The 16,069-nt window shown below is 67.0% G+C and carries 11 protein-coding genes and 2 pseudogenes; 5 read left to right on the top strand and 8 right to left on the bottom strand.

Features of this window, described 5'->3' with window-relative positions:
• Positions 1-343: 343 nt before the first annotated feature.
• From tssF to WT60_RS33760, 3 genes are read right to left on the bottom strand one after another with little or no spacing between them, the layout of a single operon-like run.
• Entirely contained in the window at positions 344-2,176 is a 1,833-nt protein-coding gene (gene tssF, locus WT60_RS16620) for a type VI secretion system baseplate subunit TssF (RefSeq protein ID WP_038748875.1), read from the bottom strand.
• On the bottom strand, positions 2,173-2,493 hold the full coding sequence (locus WT60_RS16615) for a hypothetical protein (RefSeq protein ID WP_038748877.1): 321 nt from the start codon (positions 2,491-2,493) through the stop codon (positions 2,173-2,175). The genes tssF and WT60_RS16615 overlap by 4 nt, the downstream gene beginning before the upstream one ends.
• A 39-nt stretch (positions 2,494-2,532) precedes the next feature.
• Positions 2,533-2,871 carry a hypothetical protein gene (locus WT60_RS33760; RefSeq protein WP_145986812.1) on the bottom strand — a complete coding sequence of 113 codons (339 nt, stop codon included), beginning with the start codon at positions 2,869-2,871 and terminating at the stop codon, positions 2,533-2,535.
• 282 nt (positions 2,872-3,153) lie between these two features.
• On the opposite strand from WT60_RS33760, the gene WT60_RS16605 reads away from it, so the two are divergent.
• Both WT60_RS16605 and WT60_RS16600 read left to right on the top strand, forming a co-directional pair.
• Positions 3,154-5,538 (top strand): penicillin acylase family protein, encoded by a 2,385-nt coding sequence (locus WT60_RS16605; protein ID WP_060355585.1) that lies wholly within the window; start codon positions 3,154-3,156, stop codon positions 5,536-5,538.
• Between the two features lie 196 nt (positions 5,539-5,734).
• Complete coding sequence (locus WT60_RS16600) at positions 5,735-6,709, top strand: LysR family transcriptional regulator (protein ID WP_059575228.1); 975 nt, start codon at positions 5,735-5,737, stop codon at positions 6,707-6,709.
• Between the two features lie 78 nt (positions 6,710-6,787).
• Here the strand turns inward: WT60_RS16600 and atsR are convergent, their stop codons facing one another.
• The 3 genes from atsR to WT60_RS16585 are packed head-to-tail and all read right to left on the bottom strand — an operon-like array spanning position 6,788 to position 9,994.
• Positions 6,788-8,596, bottom strand: a complete 1,809-nt coding sequence (atsR, locus tag WT60_RS16595) for a hybrid sensor histidine kinase/response regulator AtsR (protein ID WP_060355586.1) — start codon at positions 8,594-8,596, stop codon at positions 6,788-6,790.
• Positions 8,593-9,093: a molybdopterin-dependent oxidoreductase gene (locus WT60_RS16590; protein ID WP_038748886.1), complete on the bottom strand. Its 501-nt coding sequence runs from the start codon at positions 9,091-9,093 to the stop codon at positions 8,593-8,595. The genes atsR and WT60_RS16590 overlap by 4 nt, the downstream gene beginning before the upstream one ends.
• A 25-nt stretch (positions 9,094-9,118) precedes the next feature.
• Positions 9,119-9,994 carry a helix-turn-helix domain-containing protein gene (locus WT60_RS16585; protein ID WP_038748888.1) on the bottom strand — a complete coding sequence of 292 codons (876 nt, stop codon included), beginning with the start codon at positions 9,992-9,994 and terminating at the stop codon, positions 9,119-9,121.
• A 358-nt stretch (positions 9,995-10,352) separates the two neighbouring features.
• Here WT60_RS16585 and WT60_RS35215 point away from each other — a divergent pair.
• Positions 10,353-10,931: pseudogene (locus WT60_RS35215) on the top strand (sel1 repeat family protein).
• 132 nt (positions 10,932-11,063) lie between these two features.
• A pseudogene (locus WT60_RS35705) lies at positions 11,064-11,506 on the top strand (hypothetical protein).
• 460 nt (positions 11,507-11,966) lie between these two features.
• Here WT60_RS35705 and WT60_RS16560 read toward each other — a convergent pair.
• Both WT60_RS16560 and WT60_RS16555 read right to left on the bottom strand, forming a co-directional pair.
• Positions 11,967-12,593, bottom strand: a complete 627-nt coding sequence (locus tag WT60_RS16560; RefSeq protein WP_060355587.1) for a nuclear transport factor 2 family protein — start codon at positions 12,591-12,593, stop codon at positions 11,967-11,969.
• 188 nt (positions 12,594-12,781) lie between these two features.
• Positions 12,782-13,963 (bottom strand): MFS transporter, encoded by a 1,182-nt coding sequence (locus WT60_RS16555; RefSeq protein ID WP_236860831.1) that lies wholly within the window; start codon positions 13,961-13,963, stop codon positions 12,782-12,784.
• Positions 13,964-14,391: 428 nt separating this feature from the next.
• Here WT60_RS16555 and WT60_RS16550 point away from each other — a divergent pair, with 428 nt between their 5' ends.
• The gene (locus WT60_RS16550) at positions 14,392-16,068 is read left to right on the top strand and encodes an FAD-dependent monooxygenase (RefSeq protein ID WP_082759296.1); all 1,677 of its coding nucleotides are present in this window, start codon (positions 14,392-14,394) and stop codon (positions 16,066-16,068) included.
• The last annotated feature ends 1 nt before the right edge of the window (position 16,069 follow it).

Here is a 16,069-nt window from a genome sequence, read left to right as displayed (position 1 = left end):
GGGACGCACGGCGGCGCTCGCGCCGCCGGCCGCGCGACGGCGGCGTCGCGGAGGGCGCGCGGCGGTGCGATTTGCGCGGTGGACGTCGTCGCGAGGCGACGCGGCAGCGCGAAGGAGGGCGGTAACGGAGGCGGCGCCCTGGATGGCTTGCGTCGCTTGATGCGGCGTCAGCCGGACGGTGTCGTCTGCGCGGACTTCATGTCCGCGCGGGCGGAGGTGACGATCGTTGCTTGCCGCTTGCCGCTTGCCGCTTGCCGCTTGCCGTCTTTCGCCTGTCGCTTACCGTTTGCCGCAGCATCGCCCGTTGCCCGTTGCCCGTCGCCCGTTGCGCGAACGAACGTTGCTACACGAGCTGCGCGATTGCGCCGCGCGGCTCGCATCGGTGCAGCGCGCGGCCGGTGTCCCGCGAATACACGACGAGCCGGATGAAGCCGTTCGGCGGCGCGTGCAGCGCGAAGAAGCCGTCCATCACGTCGATGAACACCTTCAGGCTGTTCGATGCGAACGCGGCTTCGTCGAGCGTCAGCTCGACTTCGAGGCCGCGCACGAACGTCGGCATCGGTTTCACGGCCATCCAGCGCACGGCGGCCTTGTGATCGAGATTCGCGATGCCGTCGATTTGCGCAACCGCGCTCGACGAGCGCGCCGCATATTGAACGAGCAGCGACTTCAGCGCACCAAGCCCCGACGGCCGCAGCAGCAACGCGTGCGGCGTCATCGCCGCGATCAGCCGCCAGAGCGCGCCGTGGTCGCGCGCAAAGCGGCGGGTCGGCGTCGGCCGGCGCAGGATCGCGATCCTGCCCGGCAGATTGTCCTTCTCGTTGAACAGGTCGCCGTCGGGATCGCCGATCGGCAGCGTCTGCGGATAGTCGCCGTTCGTGCAGGTGAGCTCGACGTTCAACTGACCGGCACGGGGCCGCACGAGCGCGCCGTCGGCGTCGACGAGCCTGAGCGCCGCGGGCGCCGCCGGGCGCGCGCCGTGCGCGAACGGATCGCGCTCCGGCGCCCAGTAGAGCGGTTCCTTGCGGCCGCGCTGGCCGTGCAGCAGCGAGTGATACGGCGTCACGTCGACGCTCGCGCCGTGCTCGCCTTCGCGCGCGATGCGCACCGCGTCGATCGATCGCACCTCGATGCCGTTCGACTTCAGCGCCTGCGGCGCGACGGGATAGGCGGCCGCGGCGTCGCGCAGCGAGATCGGCATCGCGTCCTGGCTGAACAGATTGACGATCGGCGTGCAGAAGAGGCGCAGGTTCGAGGCGGACAGCGTGTCGAGCACGCGCGCGCGCCGCGAATCCATCGCGACGTCGACGACGGGCAAGTGCAGCGTCAGGCGCCGGCACGGGCCGGCCGCGCGCGCGATGCGTGCGACGTCGATGTCGACGAAATCGAATTTGGCCGGGAAGGCGAAATATTCCATCAGCAGCCGCAACGGCGACGCGTCGCGCGCGGGGGCGAGCAGCGCGTCTTCGTCCGCGAACCCGACGGGCGCGAGCGGCACCTTCGACAGCGGCTTCCAGCGCCCGTCGCCGTCGAGCTCGACGAACGCGGCGGGCACGTGCATCGCGAACGTGTCGAGAAGCGCGGCGACGAGCGGCGCGTCGCCGTGCAGATGCACGCGCAGGCTGCGCGCGTGCGATGCCGACAGCGCAAGTTGCGCCGGCTGCGCTGTCGGCGAATCGAACGTGATCGACACGATGCCCGTCGACGACGGCGGCATCTGCGCGGCGGCCGGCGCGGCCGACGCCGGCCGAAAGCGTGCGTCGACGATCGACACGGGCGCGAGCGCGACGTCGTACGCGGTGCGGAACCGATTTGCGCCGACCCGGCTTTCGAGTGTCGTGCCGCGCCGGATCGTCACGCTTTCCGTCAATTGGCTGAACAGCGACGCCGCGTCGAACTGCGCGATCGAGCACGCGGGAAACGGGCGCAGATAATCGGGGCACGCGGTTTCGACGAGCGCCTCGGTGAACTCGGGATACTCGTCGTCGAGCGTCTCGCCGATCTGCGCGCTCAGCAGCGCGAACGACTGGAGCATACGCTCGACATGCATGTCGTCGGTCTGGCCGTCGGCGATCCCGAAGCGCGTCGCGATCTTCGGATGACGGATCGCGAATTCGCGCACCGCGTTGCGCAGCAGCGCGATCTCGCGTTCGTAGTAGGGAAGGAGGTCGTTCATCGGAAAGAGGCGGTCGGGATTCGGGCCGATCGGCGCGACCGGCCGCGGGGCTCCGTGCGGCGCGCGGTCATGCGCGCGTCGCGCCCGACGCCGACGCGATCGCGCGTTCCGCGAATGGCGGCGGGGCCGCAGGCGTTCAGTCGACGGGCGCATGGCGTCGCAGTGCCCATCGCGCGCCGGACGCCGGAATCGCCGTCGAGATGCGCGGCCGCGCGGCGATGCCGAATACGGCCGAAGCGCGCCGTCTCGAAGCGTTTCGATGCGGCGAGCGAGAAATCATTACCGCGATTGTCGAGGTACGCGTCGAGTGGCCACATTATTGCCGCCTTGCGTTCAAATTCGCGCCGGGGAATGATTCAATATCGTTGTGCAGCCGATATCGGCATGCGCCTGATTAAACCAGGATTCGCGGGCGGCAAGGATGAATATTCCACGTGATCGTGCAACCGCGTGATATGTAAGGTATTTTTAATGCCGGAAACAGTCGTCGCGCCAATCGTGGAGGCGATGCGGCTCGGCCCGGATTCATGCCCGGGGATTTTCGGCGTACGCGCGAATTGGCGCAACCGCTCGTCATTCGTTCGAGTATGGTGCCGCACGATCCGGTCATCGAATTGAACCATCCGGCGAAGGCGGCCGATTATGGTTTGGTTTGCGCCGGCGCGCGGATACGGGCGCGGCGCGGTTCTCGTCATTCGCGATCGCCGCGGGCGGGGCGCGATCGGCGACCGGCCGAGCGGCGCGCCGGCGGACGCGCGCAAGCAACCGTCTCGCAGGCGGGCGCGGCGCCTTGACGGAAGCGCCGCCGCTGCAGAATATTCGGGGCAGGTCGCAACGAAGGCACGCGATGCGTTCGATCCGTTTCAGCAGACCGATATCGACGAGCGGCGCCAGGCCGCCCAACCCGCCAGCGCGTTCGCCCTTCGCCCGGAACCGGACGGGCGCCGCGCCGGCGCAACCCAAGGATTCGCGCAACCATGGCCTCGACCCGGAATCGCATGCGGCGCCACCTGAAGATCCTGTCGGGCCTGATCCTGCTCTGCGTGCTGCTCGCTTTCGCGGGCGCGACTGCGTATCTGCGCGCGAGTCTTGCGCAACTCGACGGTGACGTCCGCGCGCCGCTGCTCGGCGCGCCGATGACGGCCGAGCGCGACGCGTTCGGCGTGCCGACGATTTCCGCGCGGGAGCGCGTCGACGCCGCGTACGGGATCGGCTATCTGCATGCGCAGGACCGCTTCTTCCAGATGGACATGCTGCGCCGAAGCGGCGCGGGCGAGCTGTCCGAGCTGTTCGGGCCGATCGCGCTCGACGTCGATCGCGACCATCGCCTGTTCCGGTTCCGCGCGCTCGCCGCAGCAGTTGTCGCGCACTTGCCGGCTGACGACTTGCGCGTGCTCGAGCGCTACACGCAAGGCGTGAACGACGGCCTCGCCGCGTTGCGCGCACGCCCGTTCGAATACGCGCTGCTGCGCATGCAGCCGCAGCGGTGGCGGCCCGAGGATTCGCTGCTCGTGATCTGGGCGATGTACTTCGATCTGCAAGGCCGGCTCGCGTCGCGCGAGTTCGCGCGGCACTGGCTGCGAGCGCACTCGACGCCCGAGCAGCTCGCGTTTGTGCTGCCGACGTCGAGCCGCTTCGATGCGCCGCTCGACGCGCCGGGCGTCGCCGCGCCGATCGCGCGGGTGAGCGCGGCCGCGCCGGCATGGCTGCGCGAAACGAAGCCCGCGGCGACGATCAACAGCGTGTCGCTCGACGAGCAGTCGTCGGTCGGCAGCAACAACTGGGTGCTCGCGGGCAGCCGCAGCGTGGGCGGCGCCGCGATCGTCGGCGACGACATGCATCTGTCGCTCGGCCTGCCGAACATCTGGTATCGCGCGGCGTTCAGGTTCGCGGGCGGCGCGGGGCCGGCCGCGCGGGTCGTCGGCGTGACGCTGCCCGGGCTGCCCGCCGTCGTGGTCGGCAGCAACGGGCGCATCGCGTGGGGCTTCACGAACGGCTACGCGGATTGCCTCGATCTGCTGCCGCTCGAGCGCGACGTGCGCGACCCTGATCGCTTCAAGCTCGGCGGCGCGTGGCAGACGGCGCGCGCGCGCGTCGAGACGATACGCGTGCGCGGCGCCGCGCCCGTCGAGCTGACCGTGCTCGAGACGACGGCCGGCCCCGTGCGCGAAATCGGCGGCGAGTTCTACGCGGCGCACTGGATCGCGCAGGCGAGCGGCGCGGCCAACCTCGAATTCATGAAGATGATCGATGCGGCCGGCATCGAGGACGCGATCAGGGTCGCGAACGCGGCGGGCCTTCCCGCGCAGAACATCGTGATCGGCGACAGCTCGGGGCGCATCGGCTGGACGATCGCGGGCGCGCTGTCCGATCGCCGGGGGCGGCCGGACGACGGTGGCAACGACGCCTCGACCTGGCAGGCGGCGCTGCCGTCCGACGCGTATCCGCGCATCGTCGATCCCGCGGGCGGCCAGCTCTGGACGGCGAACAACCGGCAGCTCGCGAGCGACGCGTACCGGCTGATCGGCGATGGCGGCGCGGATCTCGGCGCGCGCGCGAGCCAGTTGCGCGACGGCCTGACGGCGCTCGGGCGCACCGACGAGCGATCCGCATACCGGCTCGATCTCGACGATCGCGCGCGCTTCATGTCGCTCTGGCGCGACCGGGCGCTGCGCGTGCTCGACGAAGCGGCGCTCGCCGGCCATCCCGAGCGCGCGGAGTTCCGGCGCCTGCTCGCGAGCGGCTGGACGGGGCGCGCGAGCGCCGACTCGGTCGGATACACGCTCGCGCGCGGCTATCTGTACCGGCTCTACGACGTGCTCTTCGGCGGACTCGACGCGCGCCTGAAGCAGCAACAGCGCGACGCCGACTACGCGCTGGCGAATCCGCGCTGGCCGGTCGTGATCGCGCGGCTGCTCGACGAGCAGCCGCCCGCGTGGCTGCCCGCCGACACGGCGAGCTGGCGCGACGTGCAACTGATGGCGATCGATCGGACGATTGCCGCGCTGACCTCGAAGGGCGCGCCGCTCGCCGAAGCCACCTGGGGCGAGCGCAACACGCTGCGGATCGCGCATCCGTTCGCGCGCAGCGTGCCGCTCGCGGGGCGCTGGCTGTCCGCACCCGCCGATCAGGTGCCGGGCGATGCGAACATGCCGCGCGTCGCCGCGCCGAAGTTCGGGCAATCGGAGCGGATCGTCGTTTCGCCGGGGCACGAGGAGCACGGGCTCTTCAACATGCCGGGCGGGCAGAGCGGGCATCCGCTCAGTCCGTTTTTCCTCGCGGGACACGAGGCATGGGTGAAGGGCGAGCCGATGCCGTTCCTGCCGGGGCCGACCGAGCACACGCTGCGGTTCGCGCCATAGTTCGGCGCACGAACGATCGGCGTCGGCGCATCAGCGCATCGGTTCACGGCGGCCGTCGATCCGGCCGCGTGCGGGCGGCGCGCCGGATCGCGCGACCCGCAGGACTATTCGGCGAAAGCGAATAGTCGCGAAGCGGCTTGAACCGGCGCCGTCGCGTGCTCTATTCTGTCCTGTTGGCGATTCGAAGGGGGACAGCATGGACCGCATTCAGGCAATGGAAGTTTTCACCCGCGTGGTCGATGCGAACAGCTTCACGCGGGCCGCGGAGACGCTCGGGATGCCGCGCGCGTCGGTGACGACGATCATCCAGAATCTCGAGGCGCTGCTCGGCGTGCGCCTGATGCATCGGACGACGCGCCGGCTGTCGCTGACGCCGGAAGGCGCCGCGTACTACGAGCACTGCATCAAGATCATCACCGAGATCGCGGAAACCGATGCGAGCTTTCAGATCGGCAACCGCAAGCCGAGCGGCGCGCTGCGCGTGCATATGCCGAGCTCGCTCGGGCGGCGGCTCGTGATTCCCGCGCTGCCGATCTTCCGTCAGCGCTACCCGGACATCGTGCTCGATCTCGGGCTGTCCGATCGCCCGGTGGACCCGGTCGAAGAGGGGATCGACTGCATGATCCGCGTCGGGCCGCTCGAGGATTCGTCGATGGTCGCGCGGCGGATCGGGATGCTCAAGCGCGTCACGTGCGCGTCGCCCGATTACCTGAAACGCTTCGGCGAGCCCACGCAAATCGAGGAGCTGGCCGCGCACCACGCGGTGAACTTCCGCGCGAGCCACGGTTCGCGGCCGGTGCCGTGGGTGTTCGTGATCGACGGCAAGCCGGTCGAGGTCAGGTTGAACGGCGCCGTGACCGTCAACGATTCGGATGCCTACGTGACCTGCGGCGTCGAAGGCTTCGGCATGATCCAGCCGACGCTGTTCATGGTGCTGCCGCACCTGCTCGACGGATCGCTGCGGGAGGTGCTGCCGGGCTTCAATCCGAAGCCGAAGCCGATTTCGATCGTCTATCCGAACAATCGGCATCTGTCCGCGAAGGTGCGCGTATTCGCCGACTGGATCGCCGAGCTGTTCGAATCGACGCCCGCGCTCGAAGGCGGCGAGGATTGGCGCGGCGGCGTCGCGGCGCGGGAAGCGCAGGGGAGGCGCGGGCAGGTGGCGGCGTAGCGTTCGCGATGCGCGCGTCGGCGCGCGCCGGCCCGACGAGCGCCGCTCCATGCCTGCCTGCGCGCGCCGCGCCGCGAATCAGTTGCGCAGCCGGCGGACGATGCGGCTGAGCGCGTCCAGATGAACCGGCTTCGGGACGAACTCGTCGAAGATCGCCCGATCGCCCTTGAGCAACGCGGATTCGTACGCGCTCACGCCGAGTATCGACGTCTTCTTTTGCGTGCCGGCCGACGTCGCCCAGCGGATCTGCTCGGCCACTTCGAAGCCGCTCAGATCGGGCAGCTCCAGATCGAGCACGACGATGTCGTGCTGGCGCTCGCCGAAGCATCGCAGCCCTTCCTTGCCCGTGCCGCGCAAATCGACCTGAATGCCGAGGGCCGTCAGCATCGCGCCGAGCGTTTCGCGCGCGTTCTCGTTGTCGTCGACGACGAGCGCATGCAGGCCGCGATGCGGCGTCTGCAATGACGGTTGCGCCGCGTCGCCGGACACATCGGCGCTGCCGGGCAGCTCGACGGGCAGCGTGACGACGAATTCGCTTCCTTCGCCGACGACGCTTCGGACGTCTACATGTCCGTGCAGCGCGACGACGAGCTCCCGCACGACCGCGAGCCCCATGCCGATGCCGTCGACATGGCGGACGCCGGGGGCGTTCACGCGAAAGAACGGCTCGAAGATCTTCTGCAGCATGTTCTTCGCAATGCCGACGCCGGTATCGCGCACGGCGATTCTCATCGCGCGCTTCGCGGCGGTGCCCGTCAGATCCGCCGAAATCGAAATCGTCCCGCTGTTCGTGTATTTGATCGCGTTTTCGATCAGGTTCGATACGATCTGCTGGATCAGCTTGCGGTCCGATTTGACGACGAGATCGGGCGGCTCGACGCGCAGCGCCGCCGTCAGGTGCTTGTCGCGGGCCCTGGTGCGCAGCGGATCGAGGACCTCGGTCAACAGCGGCGCGACCTGGACGGTCTCCGCTTGAACGGATCGATTCGTGGACCGAAGCTTGATGTAGTCGGTGAGCTCCTTCACCTGCGCTTCGAGCGACGCGGCCGAGTTCTGCAAGCGCTTGATCGTCTTCGTGTTGGCTTCGGACTGCGGGCGCGCGAGCAGAACCTCGATCGATCCGCAGATCGCCTGCAACGGCGTGCGCAATTCGTGGCTGACCATGCCGAGGAACGCGTTCTTCGCGGCGATCATCTCGAATGCGCGGTCGGACGCCTGACGTTGCGCGTCGAGCGCCGCCTGTTGCCGTTCGAGCAGGCTGCCGCGCGTGCGTATCGTGTAGAAGAGGAGCAGGAACAGCGCGCCGAGGATGACGCCGAGCACGCCGCCCAGCATGACGATCGCGCGCCGCTTCTCCTTGAGCTGATGGAACGTGAAGTCGCGCTGCTCCATTTCGATCGAGCGAAAGTAATTCGCGAGCGCGTTCACCTTCGGCCAATGTCCGGCAAGATCGCGCAGGACGCGTTTCGCATCGTCCGGGCGGTCGCGCAGCGCGGGAACGTCGCGACGCAGGCTCGTCATGAAGCGGGCCAGCTCGTCGATGTCGTCGCGAGCCTTGGGGATGCTCAGCCAGTAGGCGGACACCTCGGACGGCCGCTGGAGGAAGCCGAACGACGCTTCGAGGCTGTCGAGCTGGAGCAGCACGCCGTCGAAGTCGCGATCCTGACGGGCCGCGTAGAGAATCAGTTGCCGATCGAACCGGCTGAACGAGTTTCGATATTGCGCAGCAGTCCAGAACACACCTTCGCGCGGGCCTTCCAGAATGCCTTCCTTGACCGACGTGCCGAGCAGGTCGTACAGCAGGAACGCCCACGCGGCGAAGCCCAGAATCCACAAGGACCCCAGCGCGACGATGATTTTTTCATTTCGCCATCGAACCTTGCTCATTTCACGGTGAGCCCGATGATCTGCCATGCAAACTTCGCTTCGCTGATCGGCGTCTTCAGCTCGTCGGGGAACCGGTCGCGCGGATACATGATCCACAGCGGCCCATAGCTGTTGTTGTCGAGCACCTTGCCGTTCATCTTCCGCGCGAGAATGACGCCGTATTTGTCGGCATCGGAAATCGGGATCGTGAACGTGTATTCGTCGATGCAGTGGAATTCGATTTGCGTGCCGGTCGCGCCGACGGTCTTGAGGATGTCGGTGAGGCGCGGGCCGGTGAACGTGGCGCTTGGCGTCCAACTCGTGGACGTGGTGATCGAATGCTGCGGCAGGGCCATCAGATCCGCTTCGGAAAAGACGTACGCGTGCCGGCCCGATTGATTGGCATGCCTGATGTTTCCGTCGACCGTGAACTTGAAGGGGGCGGCGTAAGACGAGATCGCGACGCCCAGCAGCAGCGTCAGCGCGAAGCTCTTCATCCATTCGATCGACATTCGCATCGCTTCATCCTCTCAAAGTGGTGGTTCAGCTTGCATGCGCGTTGGGCGGGTACGCGATCTTCAGCGCGCGCGCCACTTCGGCGAACAAGATCGGCAGCCTGATCGGCTTTTCTTCGCAGCGGGCGTTGAAGCTCGATACGACTTCCGCGATTTCGTCCTCGCTTGCCTCGCCGGTCGAGATTTTTCCGGTCAGCAGGAAGATCGGCGCGTCCGCGTTTTCGCTCGTGCGGATGCGGCGCACGAGGCCGGCGGCGGTTTCCGCGCCGAGCATCCAGTCGAGAATGTATCCGTCGAAATCCTCGACTTCCAGCGCGTCGCGAAAGGACGCGCTGTCGTGATATGCGATCGCGGCGACGCCCTTCTCCGCGAAGTACTCGCAGATCGTTTCGGCGACGTCGGGCGAATCGTCGACGACCGCGACCCGCACTTCGTACGCGCTGCTCTCGCTCGATCGAAGCTCGACGACGTCGACGGGATAAGCGCGGCCTTCCGGCGCGTGCTTATTTTCATAGACGACCCAGCTGTCCTGCCATTGGAGCGCGACGAAATCCGAATCGGGCTGGTTGCTGGCCTTCGTCGAAATCGCCGCGCGGCACCGGAAGCGCCGCGTCTCGATGACGAGCGTCGCATCGTGCATCTCGACCGCCGGGCTCGACTGGGCGCCTTTGTCGTCGAGCAGGATCGCGGGCGGCACGCCGAAGTACGAAGCGATGTCCTGAAGCTGCGACAGATTCCATGGAATCTGCCCTTTCATCTTGCGCGTGACGACGGAAAAACTCAGGCCGAGGATATTGGCGATCGTCGTGTTGTGGCTGCGCGGCGCAATGCCCGTCCGGGTGAGGAGATCTCGGACTTTGATCGCGGTGATCAAGTCGGCGTTGGCTGGGTCCGGTTGGGTCATCTTGATGCGCTCCTCGCTGGATTTTTGGGTGGAAGAATAACAAACGTGACGCAATGTGCAAGCTTCTTCCGCCTGAATTGCCTTGACATGCCAATTTTCTGCATTATTATGACGTTTCGCGTCACCCTTGTTTGTTGCGTCACATTGGATGACGGACGGTGCATGGCGATGCAGGCCTTCGATGCGAGAGAAAAACGAGTGCGTCGGGCCGAAAGATTCGACATAGGGAACCTGAGAGAGTCCTTGAGCGGTGGCGTCCGATGGCGGCGGTGTCGTACCGCTGCGTCGGGCGTGTGGCGTGGTGTGGATTCAAGCGATTTCGATTTGCAGTCCAAATAAAAACTCGAGGTCACGCCCAATGCACTGCCGTTTGTCCGCATCGTCGCTGCTGGCCGCGTGTGCGCAGAATTCGTCCGGGAGCGACGCGGTGCGGATATGCGACGACCACGGCTGTTCCGAACGGCCGAAAAATCAGGTTTCCTACGAGTTGGAGAGCGACGTCGTGGATCAGGAAGACTCGCGGATCGCGGCATTGAAGGGGCGCGCGAAGACGCAGCCGAAGGTGGCTTGCGCCCCGGGCCTGCGATGCTTCCGCGGTGACGGCGTGCGGCAGGGCAGCTATCAGGCGCTCATGTGGACGGGCAATGCGGCGTAGCGCGGCAATCTGCGAGCGCAGAAAGCGTTCGGCGTGTTCTATCTGTTCGGTCCCGAGGGGGCGGCCGGATTCGCGCGAGGCGGACAAATGGCTGCGCGATTGCCGCGGGTCGTGACGACAAGGAATCGGAGAAGCTGCTCGAGCAGGTGCGGGGCGGCGAAGCAGGTGGACGGGGACGACTTCAAATGGCGCACGCGATGGCGTGACGTCTATTAGGACTACCGGTATTCGGGCTACCCGTACTTGGGCGTCTGGCGTCAGTCGGACGGGTGCGGGTATTGACCGGGTATCGGCCGAAACGGGGCGATCGCAGGAGACCAACTCATCGCACGTCTTGCCGGGGGCTTCGCGGCGTTTGCACGAGTGCGTGAGCCGAAAACAGAGACCAACGATATCGATAAGCACGTGAAGATCATCCTCTCCAACCTGCTCGTTTTGAAGGCGGCGGGCTTGACGGCGCACGCCTCGCGGCGTGCGGCGTGCGGCGGCATCGTGACGCCCGGCGGCCAGAATGCGGGCGCGACGGGCGCGGCGTGCGGCGCGGTGAACGCAAGCGCCGATTCGATGCTGCAGCATTGCAGCGTGCCGCCCGGCACGATCGCGGTCGACGACGGCCGCAATGCGGAATGGTGGGGGGCGAGGGGAGCTCGAGGGCGACCCATTCAGGCGCGATGCTCGCCGGCTTCGGCGGAAACGTCGGCGGCGGGTCGAGCGGTTTTTCGACGTCGCCGGAAGGCAAGGCGACCGCGGTCGCGTTCGTCGGCGCATGGAACGAACTCGTCGTCGCGGTGCGCAATTACAAGGCGCAGGACGTGAAGGGCGGTTTCGGGCGCGGCGGCCAGTTGCAGGTCAACTGACTAGCTGACGAACCGACGAGCGAGATGGACGCGCCGCCGATGCGCTCGCTTGTGGGCGACGGCGGTCGGCGGCGCGGGGTCTTTCGTCTTCGATGGAGAGAAGCGGCGGCAGGTTGCCGCATCGCCTGCGGTGATTCGCGGGCGGGGTCGAAGGCGAGGGAAGGGCCGGCATCGCAGGCCGAGGTTCGGTTCGGGGGCCGGATTTCGGTTTGGCGGGGTTCCGGGTTCGTGACGAACGCGGGCTGCCGCCTGTTTCGGGCGACTCGAAAGCTGCAGCATACGCAGCCGGGCGCTTCGATCGATGCCGGCGATGTGGTGGCGACTTGCGCGCGGGAGCGCTGCGCCAAGTGGCTGGCTGAGTAGTAAAGAGAAAGCCCCCGGCGATCGGCTGATCGTCGGGGGCTTTGAGTTTTCCGGAGAGTCGGGAACTAGAATTCTGGGCCCGGAGATGACGCCGCGCTCAGCGCGGCCCGGTTGGCGTGCACGGCGGCCCGAGCGGCGTGCCGTACAACGGATGATCGCTCATCAGGTCGAGCTTCTCGATCGCCCAGCCCGAAGGTTGACGTCGGAACGTCAGGTAATAGCGGCCTGTCGCGAGCAGCTCGACGCGTCCTTCGGACAGCGTTGCGTCGCGCGTCTGCATCCAGTTGACGGCGGCTTCCGCGCGGTCGCTGGCGATGTCGATGAGCGGCGTCACGAGATTGTGCCGCGCGGTCGCGGTCGGTCGGCTCGTCGCGTTGCCGAACAGCACTTGCGCAAATCGCGTGAGCTGCGCCTGGCCGCGGACGAAACAGCCGGGGCCGTCGTCGGCGGGCTTGCCCGCGTTCCATACATGCTGCGTCCACACGCCGTCGGGCGTGAACATGCGGGTGAACCGGTCCACCCGGCTTTGCGTCGATTCGCCGACGGTGTCGGCGTCGAGCGTCGCAACGTACTGCGCAATGAGGTACTGGATCTCGATCGCGTCGGCCGCTTTCGCCGGCGTCGTTCTCTGGTTGTTGGAGGTCTGGGCGAGGCTGGCGCAGGACAACGCGGCGAACGTGAGCGTGCCGATCAGCCGGCCGGCGCGAAGCGGGATTCGATTCACGATGACGTACCTGTTCTAATGATGACGCGGTAAACGGAAGAAACGGGCGAACTTCGGCGGGTGTTGCGCGGTACGCGCCGACGCGGGCCGGCCGAGCGTCGGCGACAAAAGAGGGCGTTCGCGGGCCGCGAGAGCGCGGGCGGCGCGGCAGACCTTCTGCATGACGAAGGAATGTCGCGCCCGGCCGTTCATCGGTTGCCGAGCCGGAGCAACAGCGCAAGGCCGCCGACGAGCGCGCCCACCGTGCAGATGCCGGGCCAGCCGGCGTGGTTCAACGCGACGTTGCCCGCCTCCGCACCCGCGGCGACGCCGAACATTGCGCCCGTGATCAGGATGCCGTTCAGGCGGCTGCGTGCGGCGGGGTCGATCGTGTTGACGATCGTCTGGTGCGAGACGAGCGCGGCCATCACGCCGAGGTCGAATAGCACGGCGCCGATCGCGAGCGCGATCATCGAGCCCGAGAAAATCCACATGCCGACGAACGAGCTGATGACGAGCAGGCAGCCGAGCCGAATCGCATGGATCGGGCCCGCGCGGTCGGCGAATCGTCCGAAGAGCGGCGCGGCGAGCGCGCCAGCCGCCCCCGCGACGCCGTACGCGCCCGCGACGCCCGAGCCCTGGTGAAATGGCGGTGCGGCGAGGACGAGCGCGAGCGTCGACCAGAACGCACCGAGCGACATCGCGAGCAGGCTCTGCGTGTAGACGGCGCGCCGCAACGCCGCATGCCGGCGCCATAGCTCGAAGAGGCTCGCCATCAGCTTCCCGTAGCGGCCGGCGACGCTCACGCGCAGCGGCGGCAGGAAGCGCCACACCGCGAGCACGATCAGGCCTTCGAGCACCGCCGCGACCGCGTAGATCGCCCGCCAGCCGAGCTGCTGCGCGACGAACCCGCCGAGCGTGCGCGACAGCAGCACGCCCGTCAGGAGTCCTGTCGTCACCGTGCCGACCATGCGGCCGCGATGCGCCTCCGGTGCGAGCTGCGCCGCGACCGGGATGAAATCTTGTCCGACGCTGCTGAACAGGCCGATCGCGGCGCTCGTCGCGAGAAGCGTCGCGTAGTTCGGCGACAGCACCGTGGCGGCGAGCGACACGATCAGCAGCAGCCCCTTGGTCATGATCAGCGAGCGGCGGTTCAGCATGTCGCCAAGCGGCGCGAGCAGCAGGATGCCGAGTGCGTAGCCGATTTGCGTGAGCGTCGGCGCCCAGCCGATCAGTTGCGAAGGGACGTCGAATTCACGTTGGACGAGGCTCAGGATCGGTTGAATGTAGTAGACGTTCGCGACGCCGATTCCGGTCCCGACCGCCAGCAGCAGGACGAGACGTCGAGACAGGGTCTCCTGACCCATGGGCAACGCGGCAGGTGTCGTCAAGATGCGCTCCTTGCTTCCCAGGTTGAACGGGCAACGCCCTCGGACGGGCAGTGCGCAAGTCTCGCGCGAGGGGCGTGCGTGCGCGAACTCACATCAAGTCGAGCCGCCGAATGCAGATGCGGCCGCTTGCGTCGATTAGGTCGCCAAATATGATCTCATGCAAATAAATCTTATGCGATATTTTTTGTGTTGTCTCACGTGATAGTAACCAAATAATTCAATAAAGAGGGCCGACTCCAATTCGAGTTTCTGCCCGATTTGGCATCCAAATTCGGCGATTTTGGTCGAAATTCACCATATCGACTGGAAATTTTGTTGTTGTTGCGAATTGAACATATGCGATCTAATATTGCGCTGCATCTCGTCGAAATCGAAACAACCTACGAAGTCGTTTCCTCGTTAAAGCGGCATTTTGGGAGTGCCTGCGGATGCATATTCCACCCCGTTTTTCCTATCGCCGCCCAGTCGAGCTCGATCGCGACGCAACGGCGCGCGTTCCCGTCGTGATCGTCGGCGCGGGGCTGATCGGCCTCGCGCTCGCTTGCGATCTTGCTCAACGAGGCGTGGCGAGCGTCGTGCTGGAAGCGCGTGACGCGCCGATCGACGGTTCGCGCGCGATCGTTTTCGCCCAGCGCAGCCTCGAGATCCTCGCGCGAATGCAACTCGGCCCGCAGTTGCTCGAGAGGGGCGTGAACTGGAAGGTCGGCCGGCTGTACCACCAGGCTCGGGAGGTGTTCAGCTTCGATTTCCAGCCGGAGCCGGGCTTCGCGTGGCCCGCGTTCATCAACATCCAGCAGTCGTATATCGAGGAATGGCTCGCGCAAGCCTGCGCGCAGAGCGGTCTCGTCGAGCTGCGCGCGCTTCATCGCGTCACCGACGTGGAGAGCCGCGCCGACGGTGCGACGGTCGCGATCGAGACGCCCGACGGCGAGTACCGCGTCGATTGCGACTGGTTGATCGCGTGCGACGGCGCGCGCTCGACGGTGCGAAAGGTGCTGGACCTGCCGTTCGTCGGCGAGATGTTCCCGGACCGATTTCTGATCGTCGACGTCGAGATGCACGATGCCGAGCTCCGCGCCGAGCGGCGCTTCTGGTTCGACCCGCCGTTTCATCCGAACCGATCCGTACTCCTGCACAAGCAGCCTGACAACTTGTGGCGCGTCGATTTCCAGCTGGGCGTCGACGCCGACCCGGCGCTCGAGCGGCAGCCCGAGCGGGTCGAACGGCGGTTGCGCGCGATGTTCGGCCAGCGCGCGGCATTCAGGATCGATTGGGTGAGCGTCTACACGTTCCGTTGCCGGCGTTTGGAGCGTTTCGTCCAGTCGCGCGTCGTGTTCGCCGGTGACAGCGCGCACGAGGTCAGTCCGTTCGGCGGACGCGGCGGCAATGGGGGATTGCAGGACGTCGACAATCTCGGATGGCGGCTCGCGGCGATCGTGCGTCACGGCGCATCTCCTTCGCTGATCGATTCGTACAACGAAGAGCGGGTGTTCGCCGCTGACGAGAACATTCTCAACTCCACGCGCAGCGCGCGCTTCATCTCGCCGGAGAGCCCGGCCGTCGATACGCTGCGGCGCGCGGCGCTCGCGCTCGCACGCACGACGACGTTCGGACGTGCGCTCGTCAACTCCGGCCGCCTGTCGCGGCCGTCGGTGCTGACGGACGTCGGGCAGTTCGCCGGCGCGTCGGCGCTGCCCGGCGTGCTGAAACCCGGTTCGCCCGCAATCGACGCGCCCGTCAAGCGTGCAGGCGAGCCGGACTGGCTGCTCGCGCACCTGGGCGGTGCCGGTTACACGCTGCTCGTCTACGGCGAGCCCGACGACGCGGCGCTCGATGCGCTCGGCGCGGCGCCGAGCGCGCATCCGCTCGACGTCGTCGTGGTGTCGCCCGTACGTCACGCACACGAGCCGTCGGGCCGCATCGTCCTGTGGGATCACGAAGGCTTCGTCGCGCTCCGCTACGGGCTCGCATGCGGCAACGTGCTGTTGTTGCGCCCGGATCAGCACGTGCTCGGCTCGTTCGCGCGAGTCGATTCGCCCGAGCTACGCGCCGCGCTGCAACGGACGGTCGGCGTATCGGTTCCGATTTCGTCAGAGGAGGCGTAAA

Source organism: Burkholderia sp. MSMB617WGS (assembly GCF_001532025.2).
GTDB lineage: Bacteria > Pseudomonadota > Gammaproteobacteria > Burkholderiales > Burkholderiaceae > Burkholderia > Burkholderia savannae.
The sequence above is the reverse complement of the archived record's forward strand: the minus strand, read 5'-3'. Positions and strand labels throughout refer to the sequence as shown.

What these genes read in the sequence shown, in the direction of transcription:
- tssF (WP_038748875.1), bottom strand. Translation starts at nt 2,176, where the DNA reads ATGAACGACCTCCTTCCCTACTACGAACGCGAGATCGCGCTGCTGCGC.
- WT60_RS16615 (WP_038748877.1), bottom strand. Translation starts at nt 2,493, where the DNA reads ATGTGGCCACTCGACGCGTACCTCGACAATCGCGGTAATGATTTCTCG.
- WT60_RS33760 (WP_145986812.1), bottom strand. Translation starts at nt 2,871, where the DNA reads ATGACGAGAACCGCGCCGCGCCCGTATCCGCGCGCCGGCGCAAACCAA.
- WT60_RS16605 (WP_060355585.1), top strand. Translation starts at nt 3,154, where the DNA reads ATGGCCTCGACCCGGAATCGCATGCGGCGCCACCTGAAGATCCTGTCG.
- WT60_RS16600 (WP_059575228.1), top strand. Translation starts at nt 5,735, where the DNA reads ATGGACCGCATTCAGGCAATGGAAGTTTTCACCCGCGTGGTCGATGCG.
- atsR (WP_060355586.1), bottom strand. Translation starts at nt 8,596, where the DNA reads ATGAGCAAGGTTCGATGGCGAAATGAAAAAATCATCGTCGCGCTGGGG.
- WT60_RS16590 (WP_038748886.1), bottom strand. Translation starts at nt 9,093, where the DNA reads ATGCGAATGTCGATCGAATGGATGAAGAGCTTCGCGCTGACGCTGCTG.
- WT60_RS16585 (WP_038748888.1), bottom strand. Translation starts at nt 9,994, where the DNA reads ATGACCCAACCGGACCCAGCCAACGCCGACTTGATCACCGCGATCAAA.
- WT60_RS16550 (WP_082759296.1), top strand. Translation starts at nt 14,392, where the DNA reads ATGCATATTCCACCCCGTTTTTCCTATCGCCGCCCAGTCGAGCTCGAT.